We start from the raw sequence: 26,324 nt of genomic DNA on the forward strand, positions 1-26,324 counted from the left end.
GCGTTCGTCAAGTTGTTCTGACTTGAGGAGTTACGATCAGACAAATCGAGCAGTGGCGACTACTAAACCGAGCGGCGGGGAAACCGCATAAAGAGACACACCCCACGGTGCCGCTGTAAAGAGGTAGGATAGCGGCTGCTGTCCGATATTTTCCGTGACACGGTTGATCGAGTGGAAACACGGTGACGCCGATTACTCCAATGTTCGACTCGAAGACGATATTACTAAATACGACTACTGTGTTAACGTCCATTGAGCTTTTTGAACGCAGTCGTGTTCGATCGTTTTCGAACGCAGAACCGCCGCTCGAGTTGATGAAGTCGGTTGCAGTCCATTTTGATTGTTCGCCTGATCAGGTCGCTGAAACCATTACTCTCTCGCTCAGCACCACCTAACCCCTGTTTCTCGTGACCCGACACTGTCAGGCACTTACAGCGGCACCGCGGGGTGTGTGTCTCCGCATACAGCGGCATTGCGGGGTGGAGAACGACTGGAGCGGCCCCTATAGAAATCCTTTTGACTCTATACAGGAGAAATTCGGTACTCGGTTGCAGCTGAATCCGTCCGACTACTTCTTGATTTCAGACTGACTGCTCGCGATACAGCGGCACTTCGGGGTGACCGTCGGGAGATTCTCCGGGTCGGTTACAGCGGAACTCCGGGGTCCTATTTCACGAATACAGCGGAACCAAGGGGTAGGCTTTCTGCTGCTTAGGACTTGAAAACGCGGAATTTTACTCATACAGCGGCACCGTGGCCCGAACACGTTAAGTGCTCTCCGCGGAATGTCTCCGGCAACTGAATGCCTAATTCGATGGATTACTTCGGCAGCGAAAACGAGATCTTCAGAAACAAGGAGCTCTTGCAGGTCTCACACCTTCCCGACGGCGACCGGATCATCGGTCGTGAAGACGAACTGACAGATCTCGCCAACGCGATCAAACCGGCAACGCGCGGGAACACGCCGAACAACGTCCTCGTCTACGGGAAAACGGGTACCGGGAAGTCCCTCTGTTCGAAATTCATCACCAACCAGGCCATCGAGCGCGCGAAGGGCAACGACGTCTCAATCGGCGTCGCCTACGTCGACTGCCTGCAAGAATCGACGGAGACCCAGGCTGTCCAGTCGGCCGGCCACCAACTCAACGACCAAGCGTCAACCGATATCTCGATTCCTCACTCGGGGTTGAGCACCTCGGAGTACTATCGGCGGCTCTGGCGGATCGTCGACAGCCGGTACGACGTCGCGCTGATTATTCTGGACGAGGTGGACAAGATCGAGGACGACGATATCCTGATGCAACTCTCGCGGGCGGTCGAATCCGGCAAGCTTACGGAGAGTACGATCGGCGTCATCGGCATCTCGAATAAGGTTCGCTACAAGGACTCGCTAGACGAGCGGATCAAATCCAGCCTCTGCGAACGGGAGTACGTCTTTTCGCCGTACGACGCGACCCAGATCCGTGAGATCCTGCGATCGCGTTCGGACGCGTTCCACGAGGGTGTCCTTGAGGACGGCGTCATCCCCCGTGTGGCTGCGCTCGCTGCCCGCGAACACGGCGACGCCCGGAAGGCGATCGACATTCTCCGCTTTGCTGGCGAGATAGCTGAAGAAAGTGATCTCGAATCCGTCACAGAGGACTGCGTCGATCACGCTCATGAACGTGAGGAGACAAGTCGACTCGCCGAACTTATTTCCAAGAGCCCGAGTCACGCGAAGCTGGTCCTCGAGGCGATGGCACTGCTCACACAGCAGAAGGAAGGCGACAACGCGCCGGTAACGACGAACGAGGCCTATGATCTCTACAAGCGACTCTGTGAGCGCGACGAGTCTGACCACCTGAAGCTCCGTCGCGTCCGCGACATTCTCTCTGAACTCGAGTTTCTCTCGATTATCGAACAGGAACGAAAGTGGGCTGGACGGGGAAAAGGCAACTATATGGAGAATCGGCTAATCGATGATCCGGAGGTCATCATCGCCGCCTGTAACGAGTCCGAGTAGCAGGGTCAGTGATTTGCTCGGCGGGAGACTGCCGTCACAGGAACTCACGCACGTCTGAGTACCACATGTCGTGGTAGTCGACGTGGCCTACCCGGCGTGCAATTGCGACGGCAAGTGAGTGCCAGCAACGTTCAGTCGGGTCGTCGTCATCTAGGTTGTACTCGCTGTCCTTGCAGGTACAGTTCCCATCTTCGACGATGTATTCGTCATCGTAGCCGACGACGATCGTGAAATCGCGGTAGGCTTTCACCCGGTTCTCGCCGACGGCCTCGATCGCCTGCGCCCCGCGGTCACCGTGAATCCGCGTGATCTCGCTGACGATCTCGGGTGTGAGTTCGCCAGCTTCCTCGAGAGCGGCTTGCCATCGCTCGACGGGATTGGCCTTCGACACGTCCGGAACTGTGCGCCCAACTGTAAAATCGGTTTGGTTGTCCGGCCAGCGTGACCGCCTGAGACCACACCGTTTTTCGCCCGCTACCGCCGAAACGTGGTATGCGCGTCACCGAGGGCGGGGTCGAACTCGAGGTGCCCGGCGAACAGACCGACGGCATCGAGGAGGCTGTTTTCTACAACCCGCGACAGGAGTTGAACCGGGATCTGACGATCGCGACGCTGCGGGCCTACCGCGAGCGCGAAGCGCGCGCCACGTCGTATTTAGATGCGATGACCGCAAGCGGCGTCCGCGGGGTTCGAGCCGCCGCCGATGGCTGGGACGTCACCTGCTGTGACGTCGACGAACAGGCGGTCGAACTGGCGCGAGACAACCTCGAGCGAAACGACTGCGAGGCGACGGTCGAACACCGCAACGTCAATGCCCTGATGCACGACGGGCCGTTCGACGTGATCGATCTCGATCCCTACGGGACGCCGATGCCCTTCGCGGACGCAGCCTTCGCGAACTGCCGGGATCTGGTCTGTGTCACCGCGACCGACACTGCACCGCTGTGTGGGGCCCACTTCAATAGTGGCGTCCGCTCGTATTCGGCCGTACCGCGCAACACGGACTACCACGCCGAGATGGGCGTCAGAATTCTCATTTCTGCGCTCGCCCGCAGCGCTGCCCGCTTCGACGTGGGTGTCGAGCCGATCCTGACTCACGCGACCAGCCACTACGTCCGAACGTATCTCGAGCTCGAGCACAAGGCCACATCGGCCGACGCGGCAATCGACGAGTTAGGCCACCTCTACCACTGTGAAGACTGTCTCTACCGCGAGGCCGATCCCGGCCTGATCGCCGATCCGCTCGAAACGTGTCCTCACTGCGACGGGAATCGCATGCTGACTGCCGGACCAGTCTGGCTTGGCCCCGTCCAAGACTCGGCGTTCATCGCCGCCGTCCGGGACGAAATACCCTACACCTTCAACACCGCGCCACAGGCGCGCGAACTCTGTGACACGCTCGCGGCGGAACTCGACGAACCGACTCATTACGACCAGCACAAGCTCTGTCGGAACTGGGGGCTGCCTGCCAACGCGATGGACGACTTCCTCGCTGACCTGCGCGACGCCGGCTACGAGGCCTCGAGAGCCCACTACGGCGGCACGACGTTCAAAACGGATGCAAGCGTCGGCGAGATTCGCGCGGCGACCGCGGACAGTCTCGAGTAGCTGGGTCTTGGAGCCGCTCGAAGTAAGCGGCTACAGCGCCGATGGTCTCGCCAGCCTGAGGCTGCAGCGCACAGCGGTCCTTCTAACAGCCAGTTGTGTCCCTGTGCCATGTGATTACATATTGCTGGGTAGATCGAAGGAAGTGGTGTGATCGATCACAGACGAAGGCTCGAACTAGCTGGCCGGGCCGTTCGGCTCGCAAGAGACGAACAGGTGACGCTACTCGCTGCCGGCGTCGCGTTCTACGGCTTTCTCTCGCTCGTCCCACTCACGCTACTGGCACTTGGAATCGCGGCGTCGATCGGCGGCGAGACGCTTGCAGCGCAACTCTCGGTCGCGGCCAGCGACATCCTCACGCCGGCAGCTCGAGAGGTGCTCGCCGAGACGATCATCGACGAGACTGGCCGGCAAAGTGCAACCGTCGCCGGTATCCTCGGCTTGCTGTGGGGCTCGAGTCGAGTCCTGCGCGGTCTCGATCGGGCCTTCTCCCAGGTATACGGGACAGTGGGATCGAAATCGTTGCTCGATACGTTCTGGGACGCGACGATCGTCGCAATCAGTATCTCACTGGGGCTGGTCGCAGTCGGCACCATCGAGTTTCTGATCCTGGTCGTGCCGGGAGTTGAGTTGGCGATCATCGGCCAACTATTCGTCGTCGTGGGATTGCTCGTGACGTTCCTCCCGCTGTACGTTATCTTTCCGGACGCCAGTGTTGAGATCCGTGAGGCGCTGCCGGGAACGGTCGTCGCAGCCGTCGGCTGGGTCGTGCTGAGCGGGACGTTCTCTCTCTATACCGATTTCGCCACCGGGTACACGATCTACGGCGCGCTCGGTGCCGTTTTTCTCGTGCTCGTTTGGCTGTATGCCGGTGCGATCATCCTCGTCTTCGGGGCGGTCATCAACGCGACCATCGCCGACCGTGAAGTGGATCGGCAGCTACAAAGTCCCCGCGGACGACAGGTCTCGACAGAAGCGATGACCGACGACGCCACGGGTGCCGACGAGGGGGCGACCGAGGACCGCGCCAGCGACCGCGCGAGCGCCCGGACACACGACCGCGCGGATGATTCCGAAGTACTGCGCGAGGAAATCGAACGGCTACGCGATCGCGTCGCAACCTTCGAGGACGACGTCGAAGATCGCACCGTCAGAAAGGAGTCCCTCGAGAGTGAACTCAAACGCTACGTTCGGAGACGCGTTCGCCGCGGCCACGCCCGCGACTGGGGCCCGTATATCGTCTTGCTCTACGGGACCGCGATGTCGATCGCGGCGTTTTACTTCCTTGCGGGTCCGTGGGCGATCCTGTCGTTGCTGGTCGTCTGGACCTCGACGCTCGGCGTCTACGTGTTGATGGTGCTGTTCGGCTTTGGCATCTCCATGCTCGACGTGCCCGGCCGCCTGCGCGATGCGATCGGCGAGCGACGCTCCTGAGACGACCAGTCAAACGTCAGTGAATACTCGATCGCGTCTCGACGGCTGTCGCCGTCGGCGACAGCATTGTGGGTGCGATCGAGGGATGAACCGTTTTGTCCGGCAGTATGAGTCGTCGTCGATCGGTCCCGGTCCCGGAATCACCGTCGTTCTCCCGGCTGTTTTTGACTCGTCGGTCCCCAATCGATCGGAGCCGTTTCACGGATCGCGGGAGCCAGTCGGTTTAGTCGACTGACGTGTCATGGCCTCAGACGGTCTGCTGCGACGATGTCCCGGTTGCAATCGCAGTACGGGGGGTTGCGGTTGCACCAGAACTGACTGACAGGAGTCCGTCTCAGTCATTGACGGCGTCTCGTTCAGTTTTGCTTCCATCGTCGGATGCATTCGAGAGCGGAAGTGATCCCTCGAGCCGAACGGCGTCCGCGGTACGCTCTCGGACGATCGTCCGTTCGAGCGTCACGGTCATCTCGACAGCCCCCTCCCAGCCGAGCGACGATGTGATCGATTCGACGGCCGACAGATCCGGTCTGACATGGGCGATGTCGCCTTCGACTGCAGTGATGACGCCGACCGCCTCGCCGTTGCCGTTCTCGACGGCCTTACCGACGTCGTCGTCGGAAAAAGTGGCGCACATGTCCATCGGTACTGCAACCTGAGACAAGCACGTGGTGCCTGCAACAGCCGGCGACACCTCTCTCAGTCGATCGGAACGCAGAGCAATGCACCGAGGCCGTCGAACGCCGCGGCGAACCGCTCGCCGTCGAGAGCAGCATCGTCTCGATCGCGTCGGACTCGACCGCGTCGTCCACCGCTTCCCGGCCGTCGGCGACGGGCACCTCGTCGTCTCGGATCGCCTCGAAGGACGCCTCGAGCCTCCCGCGGGCGTCGTTGCGGTCGCGCTCGTCGATGGTGTCCCACCGTGGGGAGTGCCCGTCGCTATGGCCGGGTCAAAAGTGAACGTCCTGTCGGCGTGTTCAGCCGTCGCCGTTCACCGATCGCGCTCGAGCTGGTCGCCGCCGAACTCGTCGTCACTCTGAATTCGGGAGGCCTGCGGGCCGTCCTGATCCTGATACTTCGAGCCGCGGTCGCTGCCGTAGGGGCGTTCGGCTTCCGTCGTGAGTTCGGTAAAGGTGAGCTGGGAGATGCGCATCCCCGGCGTGAGCGCGACCGGTGCCGTCCCGAGGTTCGAGAGCTCGAGGGTGATCTGGCCGCGATAGCCGGGGTCACAGAGGCCAGCGGTCGCGTGGACGACGACGGCGAGCCGGCCCAGCGAGGAGCGACCCTCGACGTGGGCGATCAGGTCCGGCGGGATCTCGACGCGCTCGTGGGTCGTCCCCAGCACGAAGTCGCCGGGATGGAGAATGAAGTCGTCACCGTCCTCGACGATCGTTTCCGTGACGTACTCGTCGACTTCCTGTTCGGAGTTGGGGTGGATACAAGGGATGTTCGTCCGCTGGAACTCGAGGAATTCTCGTCCCAGTCGAAGGTCGACGCTCGCAGGTTGGATCTGCAATTCTGGGTCGTCGAGAGGCTCGACGACGAGGTCGCCGGCCTCGAGACGCGCTAAGATATCCGCATCGGAGAGGATCATACCGAGTAGGAGCGAGTACGGGGCCCTAAATTCCTCGGTCCGCGCTCGAGCGGCCAGCGAGCCGCCACGCATTATCATGTGTGGTAATATCTGACTCTTATTACGTACATGGAATTATAGACTGAGCGGCCTAATAAATTATAATGATACATGATGAACGGCGGTGCATGGATGGGGAACGGGATCGCTTCAACGGCGATACGAAAGTCTTGCATCAACGTGCGGTTCGGGTTCCACTTCCCGACACCACGGCTGAGCGAGCCTTCCACGAGAACATGATGACCGTAGCGGACGCTCGAGAGCGGAAGGCGGAGTTACTCGCCGATCCCGAAGTTCCACTGCTGACTGCCTACGAGGCGGAACTCGAGCGCATTGCCGAGAGTTTCGAGCGGCGGCTCAGGCGGATTGCAGGCGATGACTACGAGGAGGTCGCGATGGCATATGCCCGTGGCGATCGCGACGACCGAATCGGAGCACTGGCAGCCTACTACTTCGAGGGGCTGTGGCGGATTCAACAACGAACCACGATTACGGAGATGATGTTTTCACCGGTTATCCTCCGGTATCCGGAGAGCTTTACGATGAACATCCGCTTTACCGATGGATACACGACGACGAAGTCGATCTGCTACGAGTCCCCAGAACACTCCACCGAGGACCTGGCCGACGAATACGCCGAGGCGTACTACGAGGACAGTTGCTACTCACAGCAGCAGGCGGCAACGTATCTCAAAGAGACCGCACAGATCATTCGCGAGGAGTTTCCCAGCCCGGACGACACCTCCTTCGAGGAACGCAAATACGGCGGCATCGTCTCGGCCGGCGGCCGGCGCGGCTCGGTCTTCTCCGCGATGCTCGAGCCGCTCGAGCCGGACCCGGACCGGTTTTCGGAGCCAGTCGACAAGCCAACCCTCGTCGAAGCGGGTCCGGAGGCAAAATGGACGGAACGAGAACTCCTTCGCAACGAGGCCATCGTCCTGTGAGCGAGCGCCAAAGCCGCCAGCATAGTGGCGACGGGCGACGACTCGTTCTGGACTCGCTCGAGCCGTTATCTTTCGAACCACACGAGCGCACCGACTGACAGCAATCCGAGGAACGCACCGGCGGCGAGTGTCGGAAACGCCGCGGCGTAGCCGCCACGGTCGAGTGCCAGTCCGAAGACGATCGGTGAGACGACCGTCGTCGAAAAGCCAGCCAGCGACTGGACTGACAGCGCGGTGCCGACGTGTTCGTCGGCGACGACCTCAGTGACGAGCGTCGACGTGGGCGCGCTATCGAGCGCGAGGACGACGCCATAGGCGAGCGTCACGGCAACAAGCGCCGACAGCGGCAGTCCACCGAGGAGGCCGAACGTCGCACTCAGGACGGTACTGGCACCGAGGCCGGCGGCGATCGTCTGTGGCCGGCCGACGCGGTCGCTGAGCCAGCCGCCAGCAGCGTTGCCGACGCCGCTCATAGCGACCATCGCACCGACGACCAGCCCCGGCAGGACCGCCGAGTCGGTCGCCACGAACGCCGGCGTCGCCACGAGAAAGGCCAGCAACCAGTTACGGACGCCGAACAATTCCCAGTTGTGCCACGAGTAGATGCTGACCGCAGCGAGGTACTCCCGGTTTCGGAAGACCGAGACATCGAATCCGCCGGTCGCCGATGTCGTCCGCTCAGGGCTGTCGCGGGTCAGACCGAGTATCACCGGCGCGACAAACAGCGCGCCGACGCTCGTGGCGGCAATCGCGAGCCGCCAGTCAACGGCCTCCGCGGCGATCGTCGCGAAGACGAACGAGAAGCCGCTACCGAGTTCGTAGGTGGCGATGTACAGTCCTAGCGCCCGGCCGCGCGTGGTCTCGGGGAACCAATCACAGACAAAGCGCATTCCCGGGACGTAGACGCCGGCGACGAAGAGTCCGGAGAGAAATCGCAAGACAGTGCCGACGAGAACGCCGTCGGCAACCGCGGCGAACGCGAGACTCGGGAGCGCGGTCCCAGTCGCACCGACGGCGATCACCCACCGCGGCGAGTAGCGATCCGCGAGCCAGCCTGCGGGAACGATCGCAACGAGATAGCCCGCCTGAAGTGCGCCGAACACGATCCCCGCTTCTGTCCCAGAGAGGCCCCACTCCTCGACGATCAGCGGGAGCACCGCCGAATAATTGAACCACACCAGCACCGAGAGGAAAAGTGCAACCGACGTCACGACGAGGACCCGACGACGCTCCTGCATGACAGATTGTGTGATTCTCATGCACATCAATGCTATCGCCATCTGGACCGGTTGCCGGTTCCGCAGTCGGGATAGGTACAAGTAAAGGGATTCCCGTCCTCGAGTCGGCTATGAAACAGGCCATCGTCGCTCGAACCGACATCGGCATGGGACAGGGGAAACTCGCCGCACAGGTCGCCCACGCGTCGCTGTCAGCCTACGAGAAGGCAGACAGCCAGCTGCAATCACAGTGGAAACAGGGTGGGCAGAAAAAGGTCGTCCTCAAAGGCGAGAGCGAACGCCAACTGCACGAACTCTCTGAGATCGCCGACAGTAACGGCATCCCCAACGCGCTCATCCGCGACGCCGGCCACACCCAACTCGAGCCCGGCACCGTCACCGCGCTCGCTGTCGGCCCGGCGGCCGACGATCGCGTTGACAGCGTAACCGGCGACCTCTCACTGTTCTGACTGTCGATCCCAATTAGCGCCTCGAGCGCCAGTGAATCAGTCAGAGCGGTAGCCCCGCGGTTCCTCCCTGACGACCGACTCGCCGTCGGCAGACGAGGACGGCACGTCGGAGCCGACGTCCGGGAGCAGCGACCCGATATCGATCGACTTGCTGCCGAGCACGGCGAAGCCGGCGAAGATCGTCAGGAAGCCGGCGATCGCGAGCGCGTCGATCGTCTCACCGAGCAGTGCCCAGCCCCCGAGCGTCGAGACGACGGGCACGACGTAGAAGATCAGGTTTGCACGGATCGCGCCGGCCGAATCGATAAGCCCGAAGTAGGCGACGTAGGCGATGGCACCAGCGAAGATACTCACGTAGCCAAGCGCCAGCAGCGCCTCGGTCGTCCACGTGATCGCAGCCGCCGACTCGCCGCTCGCCCAGGCCAGCAGGTGACTCAGCGCTGCGGCGAAGGGCAGCCCCCAGGCGACGCGGACCTGACTCGAGAGGTCGCTGTTGGCCCGGCGGATCAACACGGCACCCAGTGCGGCGCTGATCGCGGCGACGAAGAGGATGCCCTTCCCGACGGCACCCGCCAGCAGATTTGCGGGATCCGGGCTGACCACGAGCCCGACGCCGACGAGGCCGAGTCCCATCCCGGCCGCGCCGCGCCGAGAGAGGCGTTCATCGGAGAGCAACGCCGCGGCGAACACCGGCGTCATGATCGGGTTGAGACTGTAGATGATCGAGGAGACAGCACTCGAGACGTATTGCTGGCCGACGAACAGCAAGGCGTTCGTCAGCCCGATCGCGAGGACGCCGGTCGCGAGAATGCTGGCGACGTCGCCGCTGTTTTGCGGAAGCAGCTCCGACCGCGAACTGGTCAGGCCGACGTACGCCAGCATGACCACCGCCGCAACGTCGTAGCGAAGCGCCACGAACAGCAGCGGCGGGAAGTACGCAAGCCCGGCCTTCGCGGCGACGAAGGTCCCGCCGAAGAGCAGACTCGAGAGCGCGAAGAAGACGGCACTGCGACGGGACATCATTCTCCCGTCACCGCCGTGGAGACCAGCTGCGCCGACTCGAGGGCGGCCGACGCATGAATCGCGAAGATCATCATACTACACCGTACGAACTCCGGGTTTATAGTTTGATTCAGAAAATATTTCATAGTAAGAAAAGGCGACGAGCCGGGAAAGCGGCCGGGACCCTGCTATCGCTGCACCCTCTGAAAACCTTGCACGGTACGAAACCAATTTGCCGTGGCGGCGACGAGAACCCGTATGGAATCGGCGCTCGAGGAGATCGAGTTTCTCGCACTGTCGTCAAATCGCGTTGAGGTCCTCCGGTTGCTCTCGGAAGGGCGACACACGCGGACCGAACTAGCTGCGGCGACCGGAGCCTCGCAGGCGACGCTGGGTCGGATCCTCCGCGACTTCGAGGACCGGTCGTGGATCAGACACGACGGCAACGCGTACGTCGCGACCGCGACGGGGCGACTGGTCGCGGAGGGGTTCACTGATCTTCAGGAGATCCTCGAGACGGAGGCCAAACTGCGCGAGATCGTCGACTACTTGCCGACCCACGCGATGGATTTCGATCTTCGGCGGCTCTCGGACGCGACGATCACGACCCCAAGCGCGACGCGACCGAACGCACCGCTTGCCCGGTTGCTCGAGTTTCTCCGGACGGGCGAGGAAGTCCGGACGTTTTCGCATACGTTCAACGAACAGACGCTGGGCGTCGTTCGAGACCGTGTAACTGCGGGCGAGCAGCGCTTCAGGGGGGTCTTCGGCCAGAACGCGATCGACGCGCTGGCCGACGAGTCCGGACTTCGACGCCAACTCGAGGCGCTGCTCGACGCCGACACCGCTGAGATCAGAGTTCGAGAAGAGGGCGTTCCGATCGCGATCATGATCGTCGACGCGGACGTCTGTCTGCTCTTGCGCGACGAGACCGGTATCCTGCGGGCCGCCGTCGACACCGACGACGACGCCGTCCGCGCGTGGGCCGAAGACTCGCTCGATCACTACTGGCGGACGGCGACGCCACTCGAGGCCGACGCGCTTTCAGAATAACGGGCACAGCAGCGTGCTCGTGGTGGCCGCGTCAGGCCGGTATCGACTCGAGTCCCGGCGTCGGCCGTGCGTGTGCGGGCAGTTCCGGCCCGACTGTGATAGACGCTGGCTCCGGCTGCGTCTCGTCTTCTCCAGTTTGCTCGATGACGTACTCTTGGCCCACCGTTGACGCCTGGAGGTTGTCGACGGGTGCGTGATCCTCGGTCAGCAGCGGCACGTCGTCGGTGTTCGGCGGATCCATATAGGCGTCGACCTCGCTACGCAGGTCGATTCCAAGGTCGCGCTGATCGTTTCGTGTCTCGAGGTCGGCCTCGGTAAAGTTCGTCTCGGCTTTCGTCGCGGCGATTTCGATGTTCTGGACGGAGTCCCAACTCGAGGTCCGGAAGCTGTATGTCGACGCGAAGGCCTCGTCGATCGTCTTGTACTGTGCCCGGTAGAACGCCGAGCCGGAGCCGCTCGGTGCAGCAATGACGTTTGCAAGTAAGACGCCGTCCTCGTCCAAGTGGCTCTCGGCCAGTTCCATGAACTCCACTTGCGTGAGATGGATGGGAACCTGATCCTTCTGATAGGCGTCGAGGACGATCACGTCGTAGGTCTTGTCGGTCTCTTGGAGGAAGATCCGGCCGTCTTCCGTGTGGGCAGTCAGGTTCTCGCTTTCCTCGAGTCGGAAGTACTCCTTGGCCGTCCGCGTCACTTCGGGGTCGAGTTCGGCGACGTCGACATCGACGTCGTACTTCCGCTCGAAGTCCTTCGGGCCAGTGTAGCCGCCCCCGCCGATGAACAGGACGTTCTCGACCTCATCGGGATCGTCGACCATCAACATGGGGAGATGGAAGTATCGCGTGTACTCGAAGACGTGTCGGTCGGGATCCTCGAGGTCCATCGCGCTGTGGCGTGCCCCATCGAGATACAGCGTCCGGACGTCGCCGTCGTCGATCACCTCGAGTTCCTGGTAGGCCGTCTGGGTCTGGTAGACGACCTCGCCGCGGTGGTCGAACGCGACCGGGCCGAGGCCAGCCGCGACGACGAGGACGATGGCGATCGCGACGCTGGCCGACGCCGGCTTCGGGGTAAGTCTGGGCAGCGTCAGCGCGAACGCGGTCCCGACAAGGATGAACCCGAACAGGAGGCCGATCATGTCGATGCCGAGTGCGGGAACGAGGACGTACGTCGTCGCGCCCGCGCCGACGATGCTGCCGATGGTGCCGAGCGCGTAGACGTGGCCCGACGCTTCGCCGGTCCCCTCCTTCTGGGAGAGTTCGGCTGCGTACGGACTGATGAAGCCGAGCAGGTACGTCGGCGGCCCGAAGAGCATGATGACGGCCGGCAGCGAGGCGTAGCGGGCCGGCAGCGGGATCGCCGACGCCGAGAGCAGCAGTTGGTCGCTCCCGTAGATCACGACGGCAACGTATGCCGCCGTCCCCAACAGCAGCCAGCTCATGCGCCGATTCGACGCCGTCGCTGCCTTCTTTCCGCCCTGCCAGTAGCCCAGACTCAGCGCGGCCAGAAAGACGGTGATGATGCTGCCCCAGGTGTAGATACTACTTCCGAACTGGGGGGCGATGATCCGACCGGCGAGAATCTCGAGACCCATACTGGTGACGCCGGAGACGAACACCGCGACATCGGGTTTCGTCGGCCGAAAGGCGGAGGACTTCCCCATACTCATTGTCGGCCTAACGTGGGCCCGCGACGAGAACTTGTCGGCGCAGTACGGACTCGCCGGCTCTCGAAGCGGAGACTCGAGTCCTCGATCGAACCGTCCGAAACGGGATGACGATCGGCTGTCATACGGTCTACTGTACGTCATTTCCGGCGCACCCGCGACTCGTCTTGTGGGTGCGCCGGGAAATCGTTACAGCAACCCGTCTCAGTTCGTCGTGATGACTTCGATCACGTCCCGGGGCTCGACTTCGTAGTCTTTGCCCAGTTGTCGGTTCGTCCGGCAGTCGATCGCGTGCAGGAAGCCGTCGCCGATGTCCGAATGCAGGCTGTAGGCGAAGTCCTCCGCGGTCGAGTTCGGCGGGATCAGATAACAGTCGGGCAGCACCTCGCCGCGTTCGTTGCCCAGCCCGTTCGCGCCGCCGGGGAACACCGGCGTCACGCCGAGCACGTCGAAGAGTGCCGTCTCGAGGGCTGCCTGTACGCCCGTCGCGCCAAAGTCGGTGAGGAACTCTCGAATCTGCTCTAAGCCCTGTTCCTGGTCACCGGAGACATCGCCCGTGATCTCGAAGTCGCTATCGCCGGGCCGGTAGTCGACGACGCCGGCCTTATCGGCCGATTTCAGCGCCTTCTCGGCGTGGGCGCTGCAGGGGACGATCGTCAGATGGTCGTAGTCGGGATCGTTCGTGATCTCCTCGTAGTTTGCCTGTGCCTCGGGGGTGTCCATCTTGTTCGCCGCGATCACCATCGGCTTGGTCTCCTTGCGGATCTCGCGGGCGAGTGCGAGTTTGTCCGCTTCCTCCCACTCGTCGGGCTCGAAGCCGATGTCGACGCGTCGGATGAGGCGTTTGATCTCGTCTTCGTTGGTTTTGAACGCGCTCATCTGCTCGGCGAGCTCTTCTTCGATGGCGTCGTCTTCGGTGGTGTAACCCGTTTCGTAGCGTTCGATGCCCTTCTTCAGAATGCTCAGGTACCACTGGTCGAGTTCCTCCTCGAGGAAGGCGATGTCGTCTCGCGGGTCGTGACCCTCAGTGGGTTCGCCCTCGGCGTCCGTCTTCCCGGAGAAGTCGACGACATGGACGAGGACGTCGGTTTCGTTCAGGTCCGAGAGGAACTGGTTGCCAAGGCCGTTCCCCTCGTGTGCGCCGGGGATCAGCCCGGCGACGTCGACGAGCTTCGTCGGGACGAACCGCGTCCCGTGGTCGCAGTAGCCGACGTTGGGCGTACACTCTTCGTCGAACTCCGGTGCTGCACAGTCGACGCGAACGTAGGCCTCGCCCACGCTGGGATCGATCGTCGTGAACGGGTAGGCCCCCTCGGGCACGTCGTTCATCGTCGCCGCGTTGAAGAAAGAGGACTTGCCGACGGAAGGTTTGCCGACGAGTCCGATCCGGTAACTCGTACTCATTGTTCGTCCCTGGAGCGGCCCGCCTAAACGGGTTTCTGTCCACCGGCGGAGTGGTACGAGGCAACGTAGCAAAAGGGTCGACAACTGGCTCGAGACTGAGGCGACTCGCCCTAAACGTGCGTCGGCGGTTCGACGGTCGTCTCGATGTCGAGTTCGGCGGCGACGTCGTCTAACAGATCGCCTTTGACCTCCGAGCTCCGCCAACCGATTTCGGCGACCAGCGGCGGCTCGAACTCGGAGCGGAGCGTCTCGAGGCGTGCATCCTCCGTCGCGACGCGCTCGCGGAGGTAGCGTGCGCCGCGGCCGTTCTCGTCGGGGTCGGGCGACGGCGTGAGTTTGTTGGCGACGAGGCCGCGAACCTCGAGATCCTTGTCCCGAAGGTCGTCGATCGCACGCTCGGTCTCGTTCAGCGAGAGTTCGTCCGGGTTCACGACGAGGAAAAAGGCAGCGTCGTCGTGCAGCGCTGCACCGGCGAACTCGAAGAACTCCTTGCGCTCTTCGAGTCGCGCGAGGACAGGATCGCCCTCCATCACGCGGCGCGGTTCGTTGTTGCCGACTGCGGCCTTCTCGAAGAGGTCGATACTCGACCGGCGCTTATACATCAGCCGATCGATCCAGCCCTCGAGCAGTTCCGGCAAGCCGAGCAGTCGAAGCGTACTGCCGGTCGGCGAGGTGTCGAAGACGACGCGGTCGTACGGCTCCGAGTGACGCATCACGTCGACGAAGCGGTCGAACAGGGCCGATTCGTAGGCTCCCGGCGTCCCGTGGGCCATCTCGAGTTGGCGATTGATCTCGTTGACCATCGATGCCGACACCTGTTCGGAGAGGTCCTGGCGGATCTCGTCTAGGTGACGGGTGACTTCGTCCTCGGGGTCGATCTGCATCGCATCGAGTCCGTCGACGCCGTCGACCGGCTGTGGAGAGTCATCAAACGGCTGGTCGAACACGTCGGTGACAGAGTGAGCGGGATCGGTCGAGACGACGAGCGTCCGCTGGCCGTCGCGCGCACAGCGCAGCGCGTAGGCACACGAGACGGTCGTTTTGCCGACACCGCCTTTCCCACCGAAGAAGACGAATGGCTCCATTAGAAGTGGTACTGCTGGCCCTTGCGCTCGAGATACGTGCCACGGTCCCACAGCCGCCGTTCCCACGCCTCGAATTCGTCTTCGAGGTAGGGCAGCAGTTCTGCCGTGTAGTACGAAACCGGAGACGGAATGCCGAAGGCGTCCGGAAAACACGCCAGAATGAAGGCGTCCTCGGCGTCCTCGGCTTCCTTCTCGATTTTCTCGTAGGCCGGATGCGAGATCATGCCGTGATAGAGCCCTCGCAGCCACTCCTCGAGGGTCTTGCGAAACGATTCGATCCGGTCGGCCAGATCCATGCCTGTCTCTGGGTGCCGAACGCTCAAAACTCCCGTGGCTCGCTTTCAAGACGCTGTGGCCCCTGGAGCGAGATATGGAGACGGATACGGATAGGGAACTCCCGGTAACGATCCTCTCGGGCAGTCTCGGTGCTGGCAAAACGACGCTGCTTAACCACCTGCTGTCGAACGCCGGCGACAGGACGCTGGCCGTTCTGGTCAACGATATGGGCGAAGTCAACGTCGACGCCGAACTCGTCGCGGAGGGATCGGAACTCGAACTCGACGATGGCGTCGCCGAACTCTCGAACGGCTGTATCTGCTGTGAACTGCAGGACGACCTCGAGACCGCCGTGGTCCGACTGGCCCGCGACCGCTCGTTCGACCACCTCATCGTCGAGTCGTCGGGCATCTCCGAGCCCGCTCCCGTCGCGCGGCTGTTTACGACTGAATCCCGCGTCGCGGCCCTATACGACGTCGATACGCTGGTGACCGTCCTCGATACGCCTGCCTTTCTCGAGGCCTTCGCGGGGGCGGGAACGCCGGAACGACAGGGCAGCGAAGGCGATCGTCCGCTGTCGGACCTGCTCGTCGAACAGGTCGAGGTGTCGAACGTCGTCTTGCTCAACAAGGCCGATCTCTGCACCGACGAACAGTTCGCAGAGGCCGAAGAACTCGTCGGGGCACTGCAACCGGACGCCGAGACGATCCGCACCGAATTTTCGGCAGTCGACCCCGACCGGCTACTCGGCGCGGAGCGGTTCGACCCCAGCCGAGTAAACGACCTGCCGGGCTGGAAGCGGGCGCTCGAGGCGGCCAGCGACGATCACGGGCACGAAACGACCGCAACCCACGCCGAGCACAGTCACGGCGGCGACACCTATCACGACGACCACCACGGCCACCACCATCCCGACGAGGTGTACGGCGTCACCTCCTTTGTCTACCGACGCCGCCGACCGTTCCACCCCGATCGATTCACCGCGTTTCTCGAGGACCTTCCGCCGGCGATCGTCCGCGCGAAGGGGACTGCTTGGATCGCCGACAACGACATGCGGGTGGCGATCGCCCAGGCCGGGCCGTCGATCCGCGCCACCGCACAGGGTCCCTGGATCGCGAGCCTTCCCGAGATCGAACGCGACATGTACCGGTCGAACCGCCCCGACCTCGCGTGGCACGACGAGTACGGCGATCGACGCACCGAACTCGTCTTTATCGGCACCGACTACGACGAGTCGGCGCTGCGGGCAGCCCTCGAGGACGCACTCGTCACCGACGAGGAGTGGGACGCGTCGCTCGAGGGCCCCTTCCCAGACGAACAGGACGCGGACGTCGTCATCCGCGAGCCCTGATTAGCACGCACAGTTGCGGCCGGTCGAGCGCTCGAAACGCATCTCAGTTCCGCAGTCCGGACAAACTGGTTCTCCCTCGAGGTCGATATCCCTGATCCGGACGTCGCAGTCGTCACACCAGTACGATCCTTTGGAACCGGTGTCGGGTCGCTCGTTCGGTGCTGACGACGCAAAAGCCGTTTTCAGCGACTCGATGAGTCCCATAGTCGGCCATTCGCCGGGGATGACAATAACGCTATGCGAGTGTGTGTCACGAGTGCACGATCGAAGGGTCGCGACGGAATCCTATCGCCATATTGGCGTCCGATTAACTGAGCAGTAGCGGAATTGAAAGTGCGATGATGAGTGCCGTGAGAATCGGGATCAGATAGAACAGTCGCTCGGCGCGGACCGACGACGGGACATTGTCTGTCGTCTCCGGACGAAACGTCCAGACCTGTCGATAAAAGGCGATAATAACGGTGAGCGCGAATAGTGCCGCCGAGAGCATGATCGCCGTCTCGAGGGCCAACCCAAGCTCCCGTCCGTACAGCGGGCCGAACGACAGCAGGACCATGAACGTGAGCCCGACGACCACGACGAATGGAACGGGATCGACGGGTGTTCCGTGACGGTTGCGAAGGTGCATATGTGCCGTTCGTTCTCAAGGAGCAAAGAGCTATACCGTGATCGCTTCGGTTCTGAACGGAGTGGCCGCAGCAGTCGATGAACTGCTGCCGACGAACAATTAAGTAGCGGTGCCATCGTCTCCCTGTATGAGCGATGGCGATGGCGATGCTGACGCGGAGGGGTTCGAGGCCGGTGTGGAATCCTCGGAGGGAGACCCTCGAGTCCTGCTCGTGATGAACGCCGTCCTGTCGGCGCTCTTTGGCTGGACGATCGTCTGGGGGTTGTCGTATCTGGGCTTTCTCGAGTTCGGGGTCATCAACGTCGCCACGGCGGCGATACTCCTGTTCGCGATGACGTATCTCGTGACGATGTCCTAGAGCCGCAACCGGACTAGCGGCCGTAGATGAGCCGCCGGCCAAGATCGTCGAGTCGCTCGGTCAGCCGTTCCATCCAGGCACCCGGCGACACGCGCCGGAGCGTCTCGTCGTCGACCTCGATGGCGGCGTTGCCGAACGGATCTCGGGCATCAGTCACCTCGGCGTCGCCGTCATCGTCGTCGCTGGACGACGCGATGTCGACGACCGTCGACATGGAACAGCGGCCACAGGCTTCGGTTTTCTTTCCTCCCATGCGTATCCCTTGCACAATAGTACGGCTCCGATGGCTAAAACCTGCCGACCGAGTGAGGCAAGTAGTCGAGGTGAGGTGTCGATCGGCTACCGTATCGAGCCCGACCACCGACGGGTATTTGCCATTCCGACGGCAACCAGTGGTATGGGAGAACAGGTCACGAAACTGGATAGAACAGCTCGAGAGCCGGGTTGTGAACGGCCATCGTTACTCACCACCGGGACACGATGAGCGAAAAAGCAACGCCAGCGGAGCTACCGGCGGAGATCCGCGAGGCCGTCCCAGACTGGGACGACGAGTATCTCGACCGGGTCTCCGACCGGCTGATGTACAACTACGATCTCAAGAAACACCATCGCGCCGGCGGCCAGCGGTGGGCCCTCTACGGCGAGATGCGCGTCCGCAGTCAGAAGCAGTTCTTCCACCCAGCGTTGAGTTACGCCGACCACGAAGCAGAAGAGTACCTCTTTGCCCGACGTGAGTCGACGCCGACGGTGGCAGGGCTCGAGCGCCTCGTTGATCTCGGCCACGACCTGGCGGACGAACACGTCGTCGCCGACGAGGAACACTTCGGGACGGATTTCACGTTCGTCCTCGCTGCCGACGAGTTGCCTGACGACAGCCGCGAGTTCGTCGATGGCTTTCGCGACCGGACGTTACTGAAGTTTGGCTACCACGGCCACTACGAGGTCAATCTGGTCGTCGTCGTCCCCGAGAAGGAGACCCACGTCGCCAGCGAGGCTGCCGATGTCGCGGAGGCGTTTACCCTCTGGGACGACGTGACAACTCCCGAGGAGGGCTTTCTCTCGCGGTTCGCGAGACGATTCTGGCAATAACGATCGCGTGACAATACAGCCGTCGAGGTCGAGCACTTTCGTTCTGGCAGTAGCAGCGTTCCGCGACGAGCGAACGTGACTGCGAAAACCGGATCGTCCGCGGGTCGTTATACTACCAGACACCGTCAGTGAATACCCGATCGCGTCTCGACGGCTGTCGCCGTCGGCGACAGCGTCGTGGGTGCGATCGAGGGATGAACCGTTTTGTCCGGCAGTATTAGTCGTCGCCCGGTTCGGCGGCAGGCGTCTCGGAGCCACGACGGACGTTGCTAATGTTTCTGTACCCCAGCCTGACGAGTGCGAGCGCCAGGATGATGAGCACGAGCCCGATCGCCATCTGGACGACCGAGGAGAGCATCGCCTCGAGCGAGTCCGCACCACCCTGCAGCAGGTTCAGGTACAGGTTCTCGTAGAACACCAGGATCGACAGCCCGAGGATTGTAATTGTCACCATGATCGCCATCGGGACCCCGGTGGAGACGAGCTGTTTGCTGTCGTCCCAGTTTGCCAGCCAGACGGTCGCGGTCAGCAGCGCCAGCGCCGCAAGCAGCTGGTTTGCCCCACCGAAGAGCTGCCAGAGGACAACCCACTGCCCGGAGACGACCAGCAGGTACGCGGGAACGACCTGAATAATCGGGTTCGTGTACCGGCCGCGGAAGAACGACGCGGGATCGGCGCTCAGCCCCGTGTCCGTCCGTCCGGCGGGCGTGCCAACGATCTCTTCCATCATGTATCGACCCAGGCGGACGGCCGTGTCGGTCGAGGTCAACAGGAAGCTACAGAGCACCAGCGCCATGAACACGGCACCGACGGTCTGGGGCACGCCGAGGCTGGTGAGGATGAGTCCACCACCGGACGCAAAGTTCGGCAATGCAGCACCGATCCCACCAGCGGGATCGGCAAAGCCCCACACGGCAAGCGTCGAAAGTGCGACCGCGGCGAGCAGTCCCTCGCCGAGCATGCTGCCGTAACCGATCAGCCGGGCGTCAGTCTCCTTGTCGAGTTGTTTGGCAGTCGTCCCCGAGGAAACCAGCGAGTGGAACCCGCTGATCGTCCCACAGGCGATCGTAATAAATAGCAGCGGGAACAGCGGCGCGAGGCCGGCGGCCTCGACGCCCCAAAAGCCCTCGAACGCGCCGATCGTTTCGTCGATGACGAGCGGTTGGGACGACGTCCCGAGGAACGTCCCGACGATGATCGCGACGGTCGCGCCGCCGACCCCAGTGTACAGCAGGAACGACGACAGGTAGTCACGCGGCTGGAGCAACACCCACACGGGTAGCGCGCTCGCGATCGCGGCGTAGACCATGACGAAGGGAATCCACGCCGCAGTGTTCCCGCCGAGGGAACCCGCGCCGGGCACCCAGTTGCCGGCTCCTCCGAACAACACGATCGTCCCGGCCGGGTAGTCGCCAGCGAACAGTGCCAACGGATACTGGAGGCCGACCCAGACGGCAGCGAAGACCCCGGCGACGAACACGATCGTTCCCGGGATGAACGGGCCATTGAACTGGTAGAGGTAAACGCCGAATACCAGCGCCAGGCCGATGTAGAGCAATGATGCTGTGACGACCTGCGGATACGCGTTGAAGACGATCGCGACGACCAGTGCGAACACTGCGACGACGAGGATGATCGTCAGGAACGCGAACCACAGCAACATGTTCTTGCCGCTCTCGCCGACGTACTCGCCGATCATGTAACCGATCGACTTCCCCTCGTGGCGGAGACTGCCCGACAGCGAGACGAAGTCGTGAACAGCACCCATCAGCGGGTTCCCGATGGCGATCCACAGCAACGCAGGCACCCACCCCCAGATCGCACCGGCCGTAATCGGGCCGACGATCGGTGCCCCACCCGCAATACTCGAGTAGTGATGCCCCAACAACACCGGTTTTTTCGAGGGGACGTACTCCTGTCCGTCCTCGTATTTGTGTGCCGGTGTTTTCGCATCCTCGTCAAGTTCGACGAACCGTGTCAGGTACCGCGAGTACCCCACATAGCCGGCGGTAAACGTCACCAGTACTGCCGCAATAATCCATATTACTTGTGTCATGGTACCTCTATACAAATGGAGCGGGTCGAATAACCTTAATTGTTGTTTGTTTTTATTTGGGGGCGTTGGCTGTCTGTTTCAAGCTTAAATGATGCATGAATGCCATTATATATGGGAATTTTGTCCCACCGACAGCGGTCGACGTGTTTCGTGCCGTAAATTGCTCATCGCATGCCGGCTAGCACGAAGGTGATGTCAGGTTGCGTGTGGCGCTACTCGAGAACGGCCGCGAGCGCGTCCATCGTCCGGTCGACGCGGTCGAGACGCGCGTTGTGTCCCATGTGACCGATCCGGAGGATGTCGTCGGAAAGATCGCCAAGACCGGTCGCAAGGACGATATCGTGGTCGTCGGTCATCGCTGACTGGACCGCTTGCGCCCGTCCTGGAATCTCGAGTGCCGTCACGGTCGGCGATGGTTGCGCTTCGTCGGGATACAATGACAGCCCGAGGTCGGCCGCCCGGTCGCGACAGTGCGCTGCGGCTTTCTCGTGGCGCTCGAAGACGTGTTCGAGGCCTTCCTCGAGCAGTAGGTCGATCGCGGTATCGAGCCCATAGAGGTTCGACACGAGGTGCGTGTAGGGGAACCACTCTTTCTCAGCGGCGTCGCGCCACGGCTCGAGGTCGGTGTAGAGACTCGGCGTCTCGACGGACTCGATTTTGTCCCACGCGTGGTCGCTGATCGAGCAGACGGTCAGGCCCGGCGGCGCGCTGAAACACTTCTGAGAGGCACCGAGACAGACGTCTATTTTGTCGGTGGGAACCGCCGTCCCGCCAAGCGAGGAGACGGCGTCGACGACGCTGATGACGTCGTGGTCGTCGAGGACCTCGAGAACCGGTTCGATGTCGTTGAGCACACCCGTCGGCGTCTCGCAGTGGACCATCGTCGCCACGTCAAACGAGTCGGCTGCGAGGTGGGATTCAATTGTCTCGAGATCGAGTGGCTCGCGCCACGGCGCGTCACAGACGACCGCTTCGCCGCCGGCCATCTCGACGAAATCAGCGAAGCCCTCGCCGTAGAGGCCGTTTGCGATACACAGCACCCGGTCGCCCGGTTCGACCAGCGACGCGATGGCAGCCTCGAGTCCGAGAATGCCCTCACCGCCGAGGATGGCGATATCGTCGTCGCCGTAGATCGCCGCGAGTTTCTCGAGGAGGTCGCGGTAGAACGCGAAGAACCCGGGTTCGATGTCAGGATTCGGCATTGGCTCGCTCATCCGCTCGCGGACGGCCGCCGGGACCTCGGTCGGACCTGGCGTCATGCGGAGTCGATCGTCGCTCATACGGAGGCTACCGCTGTGTTCGGGCATAAAACCACTCGAGACGGTGCTGTGTCTCGCGTGGGTGCTCGGGCTACCGCCGTCGGAGCGGGAGCCGAACTGGCTGTGATGGACTCCTTTTTAAGTCCTCTGCGCCGATACTCCTGGTTATGACGACACTAGACGGGGAGACGATCATTGTTACCGGCGCGAGCCGGGGGCTCGGCGCGTCGATGGCAACCCGGTTCGCTCGCGAGGGGGCGAACGTCGTACTGACCGCTCGCAGTGAAGCCGACCTCGAGGCGGTCGCCGCCGACGTAGCTGACGCGGCTGGCGAGACGCTCGTCGCACCGGCGGACGTTACCGACGAGGCTGCGGTCCGCGCGGTCGTCGACGCAACGATCGAGGAGTACGGCACCGTAACCGGTCTCGTGAACAATGCCGGTATCGGGCTGTTGAACATGTACGGCGAACAGCGCGTGCTTCACGAAGTCGACGCCGACGACTTCCGGCAGATTCTGGACGTGAACGTGACCGGCGTCTTCCTGTTCTCGAAGTGCGTCGTCCCCGAACTGATCGACAACGGACGCGGGACTATCATCAACGTCTCGTCTGGGCTGGGCCGTCGCGGTGCAGCGAAGTGGGGCCCGTACGTCGCCTCGAAGTGGGCACTCGAGGGCATGACCCGAACGCAGGCCGACGAACTCGAGGAACACGGCATCACGGTCAACGCCGTCGACCCTGGCGGCCGCGTCGAAACCGGTTTCTGGGAGCATCTTCCGGACTCGGAACGGGACGAGATTCTCGAGCCCGACGTGATGAACGACGCGGCCACGCGCTTGCTCGCGCAGGGACCCGACGGCATCACCGGCGAGTCGATGGCCGCTGATGAGTGGGAGCGACGATTGGCGTAACGAGTCCTGTTAGGTGGTAGCGGGTGTCATAGCAGTCTTCGCTGGTGTGGATTACAGGGTCCTCACCGGTGAATGGCCCGATAAGTGATACTGCTGGACAGAACGACGTGAAGCCGGTCGCACGTATGCGGCCGTCACCTATGGGGACGGCCACGAATTCCCGACGGCTTCGTATTGACTGCTGTCCAGTAGTATGCGTATTTCATGATGGGAAAGTTACTATATGCCCAGCAAGTGAAAATCACTAGTCGAGAGGTATCCACGTATATGACTGCTATTCGGACCCTTCGCAGGTTTCATACGGTCTGCTGTCCCGATGTCCCGGCGGGACCGCAGGACGGGTCGCCGTTGCACTGGAGATGACTGACAGCAGCCCGTATCAGGATCGTTTCGCTCGAGTTCTTGGTCTCTGGATCGTCCTCACGGGCATTATCACCACGATGATTCTCAACGCTCTGCTTCCGTTGGAGTTTCTTGGGCCAGTAAGTGGGTTCGCTTACAACTATGTGATTGGGCCGGGACTGCTCCTTCTCGTCGGCTCCTATGTGGGGTGGCTCTCGACGCGCCCGTGGCGAGCCACTATTGGAACGGCGTTTCTCCTCTGGGGAGCGATGACGCTATTCCTCGGGTGTACCGGTGGCGCATGTCCAATCCCAGAAAATTACGAGCACTGGCGAAATATCAAATTCGCCATTGACACAGGAATGGTCGGCCCGACCCTACTCGTTGACTCGCAACCGGGAGCCTGCGCATTTACCTGTCCCTATAGGGTCAGATTACTCCCGCTCGCTATCGGGTATGGGTTATTGGCTTTCGCAGTGATCGCAGACGAAGAGTACAGCGGGTCTGATTGAAAAACAACAGCGATATTGACCGAGAGAAGTTCCAGAGTCAGCCGATCAATCCGAAGAACGTCCGGAGAAGTTGAGCCCCCGCCGAGATAACTATCGGCCAACAGTATATCACTCGAGCCACCGTAGGTGAATCGAGTACAAACATGGCTGACTGCGACCGACGGCATGCGACCGACAGCGACCTGTTCGCGGCGCTGTACGATCGGCTGCCAGACCGCTTCTTGATCGGTCCTCATCGCGAGTACCTCGCGGCCGATCTCTCCGGACCCGTCCTCGATCTCGGCGCGGGTACCGGTGCGATGATTCCGTACGTCGACGACGTCGCCGATGGCGGCCTCGAGTATCACGCGATCGAACCAGACTCGAAGATGCGACGGCGGGCCACTCGCAAGGCGGAGGCGGCCGACCTGCAGGTACACCTCCGCGACGCACGTGGCGAATCGTTGCCCTACGCTGACGATAGTTTCGACACTGTGCTCTCGAGTCTGGTCTTCTGTACGATTCCAGGCTTTAACGCGGCCCTCGATGAAGTCGCCCGTGTCCTGCGGCCGGGCGGGGAGCTACGCTTTCTCGAGCACGTTCGCAACGACGGCTGGCACGCGCAAATCCAGGACGCGCTGACGCCGCTGTGGTCGCGTGCGGCTGGCGGCTGTCAGTTAAACCGCGAGACGGTCGCACGCTTTGTCGACCACGACGCGTTCGAGGTCCTCGACGTCGAGCGTGCAAACGTCGGGGTGTTTCCAGCGACCCCGATCGTCCGCGGGCGGCTTCGACGGCGACAGCCGCCGGATCGGTCTCTCCTCTCGAGTCTCATGGGAGACTGACTGACAGAGAATCGGGGAATCGTCGTTAAGTCCGCTCCTGTGGTAACAGAGTGCATGGGACGGAAGACGCTGGTCGCGATCGACGGCTCCCCGCAGGCCAACGCAGCGCTCGCGTACGCGCTCGAGGAGTTCCCCGAGTCGTCGATCACGGCAGTTCACGTCGTGCAGGTGCCGGAGGGATACTGGACGGCATTTTCCGATTCGACGACGAAAGTGCCGGGCTACGACAATGCAATGGCACACGGCGAAGAGCTACTGGAAGCGGCTGCACAGACAGCGGCCGAAGAGGACGTCGAGATCGAGACGGTCGTCAAAACGGGCAAGCCGTCTCGGGAACTCGTCGAGTACGCCGTCGACGAGGCGTTCGATCAGATCGTCATCGGCAGCCATGGCCGCCACGGCGTCGATCGGGTGATGCTCGGGAGCGTCTCCGAGACGGTCGTTCGCCGCGCGCCGATGACGGTGATCGTCGTTCACGAACAGTAGCGGGTCGGGTTCCACTCGGCCTGAGCATGCGACACAAACCCATAGTGCGTCGCGATCGTAGAGTCACGATAGACCATGTTCGACGACAGAACCGATGCCGGCGAACGACTCGCCGCGGAGCTCGAGCGCCGTGACCTCGATATCGACGTCGTCCTCGGGATTCCCCGTGGTGCCTTACCCGTCGCGCGACCGGTCGCGGACGCACTTGACGCCGACCTCGACGTCGTCGTCGCGCGTAAGCTGGGTGCACCGGGGAATCCCGAACTCGCCCTGGGTGCGGTCGCCAGCGACGGCAGCGTCTGGTACAACGACGATCTAATTGCACGGTTGGATGTCCCTGAGGAGTATCTCGAGGAGGTCCGGACCGAAGAAGCGGACAACGCACGCGAAAAGGCGGCCCAGTACCGTGAGACGGAAGGATTGCCGGAGCTGGAGGGAAAGCGGGTCGCCGTCGTCGACGACGGCATTGCGACAGGGGCGACCGCAACCGCCTGCCTCAGACAGGTCCAAGAGAGCGGCGCGGCGTGGGTCGGGCTAGCCGTCCCCGTCGGCTCACCCCGATCGGTCGACCAACTCGAGCGCGAGATCGACGAGGTGATCGCCTTGCAGACACCAGCGGATTTCCGCGCTGTTGGCCAGTACTACCGGAATTTTGGACAGGTGACCGATGAAGAAGCGATCGCGTATCTCGATCGAGACGGCTGATACTAGCGGCCGGAA

Annotated in this window: 28 protein-coding genes; 14 read left to right on the top strand and 14 right to left on the bottom strand. The window is 62.4% G+C overall.

Annotation, left to right across the window (positions count from 1 at the left end; all coding sequences use genetic code 11):
* Positions 1-802: 802 nt before the first annotated feature.
* A complete protein-coding gene (locus BDK88_RS11195) occupies positions 803-2,002 on the top strand; it encodes a Cdc6/Cdc18 family protein (RefSeq protein WP_130500453.1) in 1,200 nt (399 codons plus the stop codon).
* 34 nt (positions 2,003-2,036) lie between these two features.
* Here BDK88_RS11195 and BDK88_RS11200 read toward each other — a convergent pair whose 3' ends face one another.
* Complete coding sequence (locus BDK88_RS11200) at positions 2,037-2,393, bottom strand: hypothetical protein (RefSeq protein WP_130500454.1); 357 nt, start codon at positions 2,391-2,393, stop codon at positions 2,037-2,039.
* Between the two features lie 101 nt (positions 2,394-2,494).
* On the opposite strand from BDK88_RS11200, the gene BDK88_RS11205 reads away from it, so the two are divergent.
* Complete coding sequence (locus BDK88_RS11205) at positions 2,495-3,610, top strand: tRNA (guanine(26)-N(2))-dimethyltransferase (RefSeq protein ID WP_130500455.1); 1,116 nt, start codon at positions 2,495-2,497, stop codon at positions 3,608-3,610.
* Positions 3,611-3,757: 147 nt separating this feature from the next.
* Positions 3,758-5,041: a YihY/virulence factor BrkB family protein gene (locus BDK88_RS11210; protein ID WP_242611660.1), complete on the top strand. Its 1,284-nt coding sequence runs from the start codon at positions 3,758-3,760 to the stop codon at positions 5,039-5,041.
* Positions 5,042-5,375: 334 nt separating this feature from the next.
* On the opposite strand, the gene BDK88_RS11215 is transcribed toward BDK88_RS11210, so the two are convergent.
* Positions 5,376-5,675 carry a hypothetical protein gene (locus BDK88_RS11215; RefSeq protein WP_130500457.1) on the bottom strand — a complete coding sequence of 100 codons (300 nt, stop codon included), beginning with the start codon at positions 5,673-5,675 and terminating at the stop codon, positions 5,376-5,378.
* A gap of 85 nt (positions 5,676-5,760) precedes the next feature.
* On the opposite strand from BDK88_RS11215, the gene BDK88_RS11220 reads away from it, so the two are divergent.
* Positions 5,761-6,078, top strand: coding sequence for a hypothetical protein (locus BDK88_RS11220; protein ID WP_130500458.1), 318 nt, complete (start codon positions 5,761-5,763; stop codon positions 6,076-6,078).
* On the opposite strand, the gene dcd is transcribed toward BDK88_RS11220, so the two are convergent.
* Complete coding sequence (dcd, locus tag BDK88_RS11225; protein WP_130500459.1) at positions 6,030-6,632, bottom strand: dCTP deaminase; 603 nt, start codon at positions 6,630-6,632, stop codon at positions 6,030-6,032. The two genes, BDK88_RS11220 and dcd, sit on opposite strands and share 49 nt — an antisense overlap.
* Positions 6,633-6,799: 167 nt before the next feature.
* On the opposite strand from dcd, the gene BDK88_RS11230 reads away from it, so the two are divergent.
* On the top strand, positions 6,800-7,615 hold the full coding sequence (locus tag BDK88_RS11230) for a hypothetical protein (RefSeq protein WP_130500460.1): 816 nt from the start codon (positions 6,800-6,802) through the stop codon (positions 7,613-7,615).
* A gap of 65 nt (positions 7,616-7,680) precedes the next feature.
* Here BDK88_RS11230 and BDK88_RS11235 read toward each other — a convergent pair whose 3' ends face one another.
* The gene (locus BDK88_RS11235; protein WP_130500461.1) at positions 7,681-8,853 is read right to left on the bottom strand and encodes an MFS transporter; all 1,173 of its coding nucleotides are present in this window, start codon (positions 8,851-8,853) and stop codon (positions 7,681-7,683) included.
* Positions 8,854-8,963: 110 nt separating this feature from the next.
* Between BDK88_RS11235 and pth2 the strand changes: the two genes are divergently transcribed.
* Positions 8,964-9,302, top strand: a complete 339-nt coding sequence (gene pth2, locus BDK88_RS11240; RefSeq protein ID WP_008014131.1) for a peptidyl-tRNA hydrolase Pth2 — start codon at positions 8,964-8,966, stop codon at positions 9,300-9,302.
* A gap of 36 nt (positions 9,303-9,338) precedes the next feature.
* Here pth2 and BDK88_RS11245 read toward each other — a convergent pair whose 3' ends face one another.
* Complete coding sequence (locus tag BDK88_RS11245) at positions 9,339-10,325, bottom strand: DMT family transporter (RefSeq protein WP_130500462.1); 987 nt, start codon at positions 10,323-10,325, stop codon at positions 9,339-9,341.
* 237 nt (positions 10,326-10,562) lie between these two features.
* Here BDK88_RS11245 and BDK88_RS11250 point away from each other — a divergent pair, with 237 nt between their 5' ends.
* Positions 10,563-11,357, top strand: a complete 795-nt coding sequence (locus BDK88_RS11250; RefSeq protein WP_130500463.1) for a helix-turn-helix transcriptional regulator — start codon at positions 10,563-10,565, stop codon at positions 11,355-11,357.
* 31 nt (positions 11,358-11,388) lie between these two features.
* On the opposite strand, the gene BDK88_RS11255 is transcribed toward BDK88_RS11250, so the two are convergent.
* The 4 genes from BDK88_RS11255 to BDK88_RS11270 form a co-directional block, all read right to left on the bottom strand.
* Positions 11,389-13,026 (bottom strand): spermidine synthase, encoded by a 1,638-nt coding sequence (locus BDK88_RS11255; RefSeq protein ID WP_130500464.1) that lies wholly within the window; start codon positions 13,024-13,026, stop codon positions 11,389-11,391.
* A 201-nt stretch (positions 13,027-13,227) separates the two neighbouring features.
* Entirely contained in the window at positions 13,228-14,427 is a 1,200-nt protein-coding gene (locus BDK88_RS11260) for a redox-regulated ATPase YchF (RefSeq protein ID WP_130500465.1), read from the bottom strand.
* Between the two features lie 110 nt (positions 14,428-14,537).
* On the bottom strand, positions 14,538-15,512 hold the full coding sequence (locus BDK88_RS11265; RefSeq protein WP_130500466.1) for an ArsA family ATPase: 975 nt from the start codon (positions 15,510-15,512) through the stop codon (positions 14,538-14,540).
* The gene (locus tag BDK88_RS11270) at positions 15,512-15,808 is read right to left on the bottom strand and encodes a hypothetical protein (protein ID WP_008014141.1); all 297 of its coding nucleotides are present in this window, start codon (positions 15,806-15,808) and stop codon (positions 15,512-15,514) included. The genes BDK88_RS11265 and BDK88_RS11270 overlap by 1 nt, the downstream gene beginning before the upstream one ends.
* Positions 15,809-15,882: 74 nt before the next feature.
* On the opposite strand from BDK88_RS11270, the gene BDK88_RS11275 reads away from it, so the two are divergent.
* On the top strand, positions 15,883-17,139 hold the full coding sequence (locus BDK88_RS11275; protein ID WP_130500467.1) for a CobW family GTP-binding protein: 1,257 nt from the start codon (positions 15,883-15,885) through the stop codon (positions 17,137-17,139).
* On the opposite strand, the gene BDK88_RS11280 is transcribed toward BDK88_RS11275, so the two are convergent.
* Together BDK88_RS11280 and BDK88_RS11285 are read right to left on the bottom strand one after the other, a co-directional pair.
* Positions 17,140-17,343: a hypothetical protein gene (locus BDK88_RS11280; protein WP_130500468.1), complete on the bottom strand. Its 204-nt coding sequence runs from the start codon at positions 17,341-17,343 to the stop codon at positions 17,140-17,142.
* A gap of 103 nt (positions 17,344-17,446) precedes the next feature.
* Complete coding sequence (locus BDK88_RS11285) at positions 17,447-17,767, bottom strand: hypothetical protein (RefSeq protein WP_130500469.1); 321 nt, start codon at positions 17,765-17,767, stop codon at positions 17,447-17,449.
* A gap of 127 nt (positions 17,768-17,894) precedes the next feature.
* Here BDK88_RS11285 and BDK88_RS11290 point away from each other — a divergent pair, with 127 nt between their 5' ends.
* Positions 17,895-18,125 (top strand): hypothetical protein, encoded by a 231-nt coding sequence (locus BDK88_RS11290; RefSeq protein WP_130500470.1) that lies wholly within the window; start codon positions 17,895-17,897, stop codon positions 18,123-18,125.
* A gap of 13 nt (positions 18,126-18,138) precedes the next feature.
* Here BDK88_RS11290 and BDK88_RS11295 read toward each other — a convergent pair whose 3' ends face one another.
* Positions 18,139-18,378, bottom strand: coding sequence for a hypothetical protein (locus tag BDK88_RS11295; protein WP_130500471.1), 240 nt, complete (start codon positions 18,376-18,378; stop codon positions 18,139-18,141).
* Positions 18,379-18,605: 227 nt separating this feature from the next.
* Here BDK88_RS11295 and BDK88_RS11300 point away from each other — a divergent pair, with 227 nt between their 5' ends.
* Positions 18,606-19,214 (top strand): hypothetical protein, encoded by a 609-nt coding sequence (locus tag BDK88_RS11300; protein WP_130500472.1) that lies wholly within the window; start codon positions 18,606-18,608, stop codon positions 19,212-19,214.
* Between the two features lie 217 nt (positions 19,215-19,431).
* Here BDK88_RS11300 and BDK88_RS11305 read toward each other — a convergent pair whose 3' ends face one another.
* Positions 19,432-21,270 carry a carbon starvation CstA family protein gene (locus BDK88_RS11305; RefSeq protein WP_130500473.1) on the bottom strand — a complete coding sequence of 613 codons (1,839 nt, stop codon included), beginning with the start codon at positions 21,268-21,270 and terminating at the stop codon, positions 19,432-19,434.
* A gap of 212 nt (positions 21,271-21,482) precedes the next feature.
* Complete coding sequence (locus tag BDK88_RS11310) at positions 21,483-22,550, bottom strand: pyridoxal-phosphate-dependent aminotransferase family protein (RefSeq protein WP_130500474.1); 1,068 nt, start codon at positions 22,548-22,550, stop codon at positions 21,483-21,485.
* Between the two features lie 146 nt (positions 22,551-22,696).
* Between BDK88_RS11310 and BDK88_RS11315 the strand changes: the two genes are divergently transcribed.
* The 4 genes from BDK88_RS11315 to BDK88_RS11330 all read left to right on the top strand — a co-directional run bounded on the left by BDK88_RS11315 (position 22,697) and on the right by BDK88_RS11330 (position 26,309).
* Positions 22,697-23,440 (top strand): SDR family NAD(P)-dependent oxidoreductase, encoded by a 744-nt coding sequence (locus BDK88_RS11315; protein ID WP_130500475.1) that lies wholly within the window; start codon positions 22,697-22,699, stop codon positions 23,438-23,440.
* A gap of 997 nt (positions 23,441-24,437) precedes the next feature.
* Entirely contained in the window at positions 24,438-25,118 is a 681-nt protein-coding gene (locus BDK88_RS11320) for a class I SAM-dependent methyltransferase (protein ID WP_130500476.1), read from the top strand.
* Between the two features lie 54 nt (positions 25,119-25,172).
* Positions 25,173-25,604, top strand: a complete 432-nt coding sequence (locus BDK88_RS11325; RefSeq protein WP_130500477.1) for a universal stress protein — start codon at positions 25,173-25,175, stop codon at positions 25,602-25,604.
* Between the two features lie 75 nt (positions 25,605-25,679).
* The gene (locus tag BDK88_RS11330) at positions 25,680-26,309 is read left to right on the top strand and encodes a phosphoribosyltransferase (RefSeq protein ID WP_130500478.1); all 630 of its coding nucleotides are present in this window, start codon (positions 25,680-25,682) and stop codon (positions 26,307-26,309) included.
* Positions 26,310-26,324 lie beyond the last annotated feature (15 nt).

The sequence above is a fragment of the Natrinema hispanicum genome, from assembly GCF_004217335.1.
Taxonomy (GTDB): Archaea; Halobacteriota; Halobacteria; order Halobacteriales; family Natrialbaceae; genus Natrinema; species Natrinema hispanicum.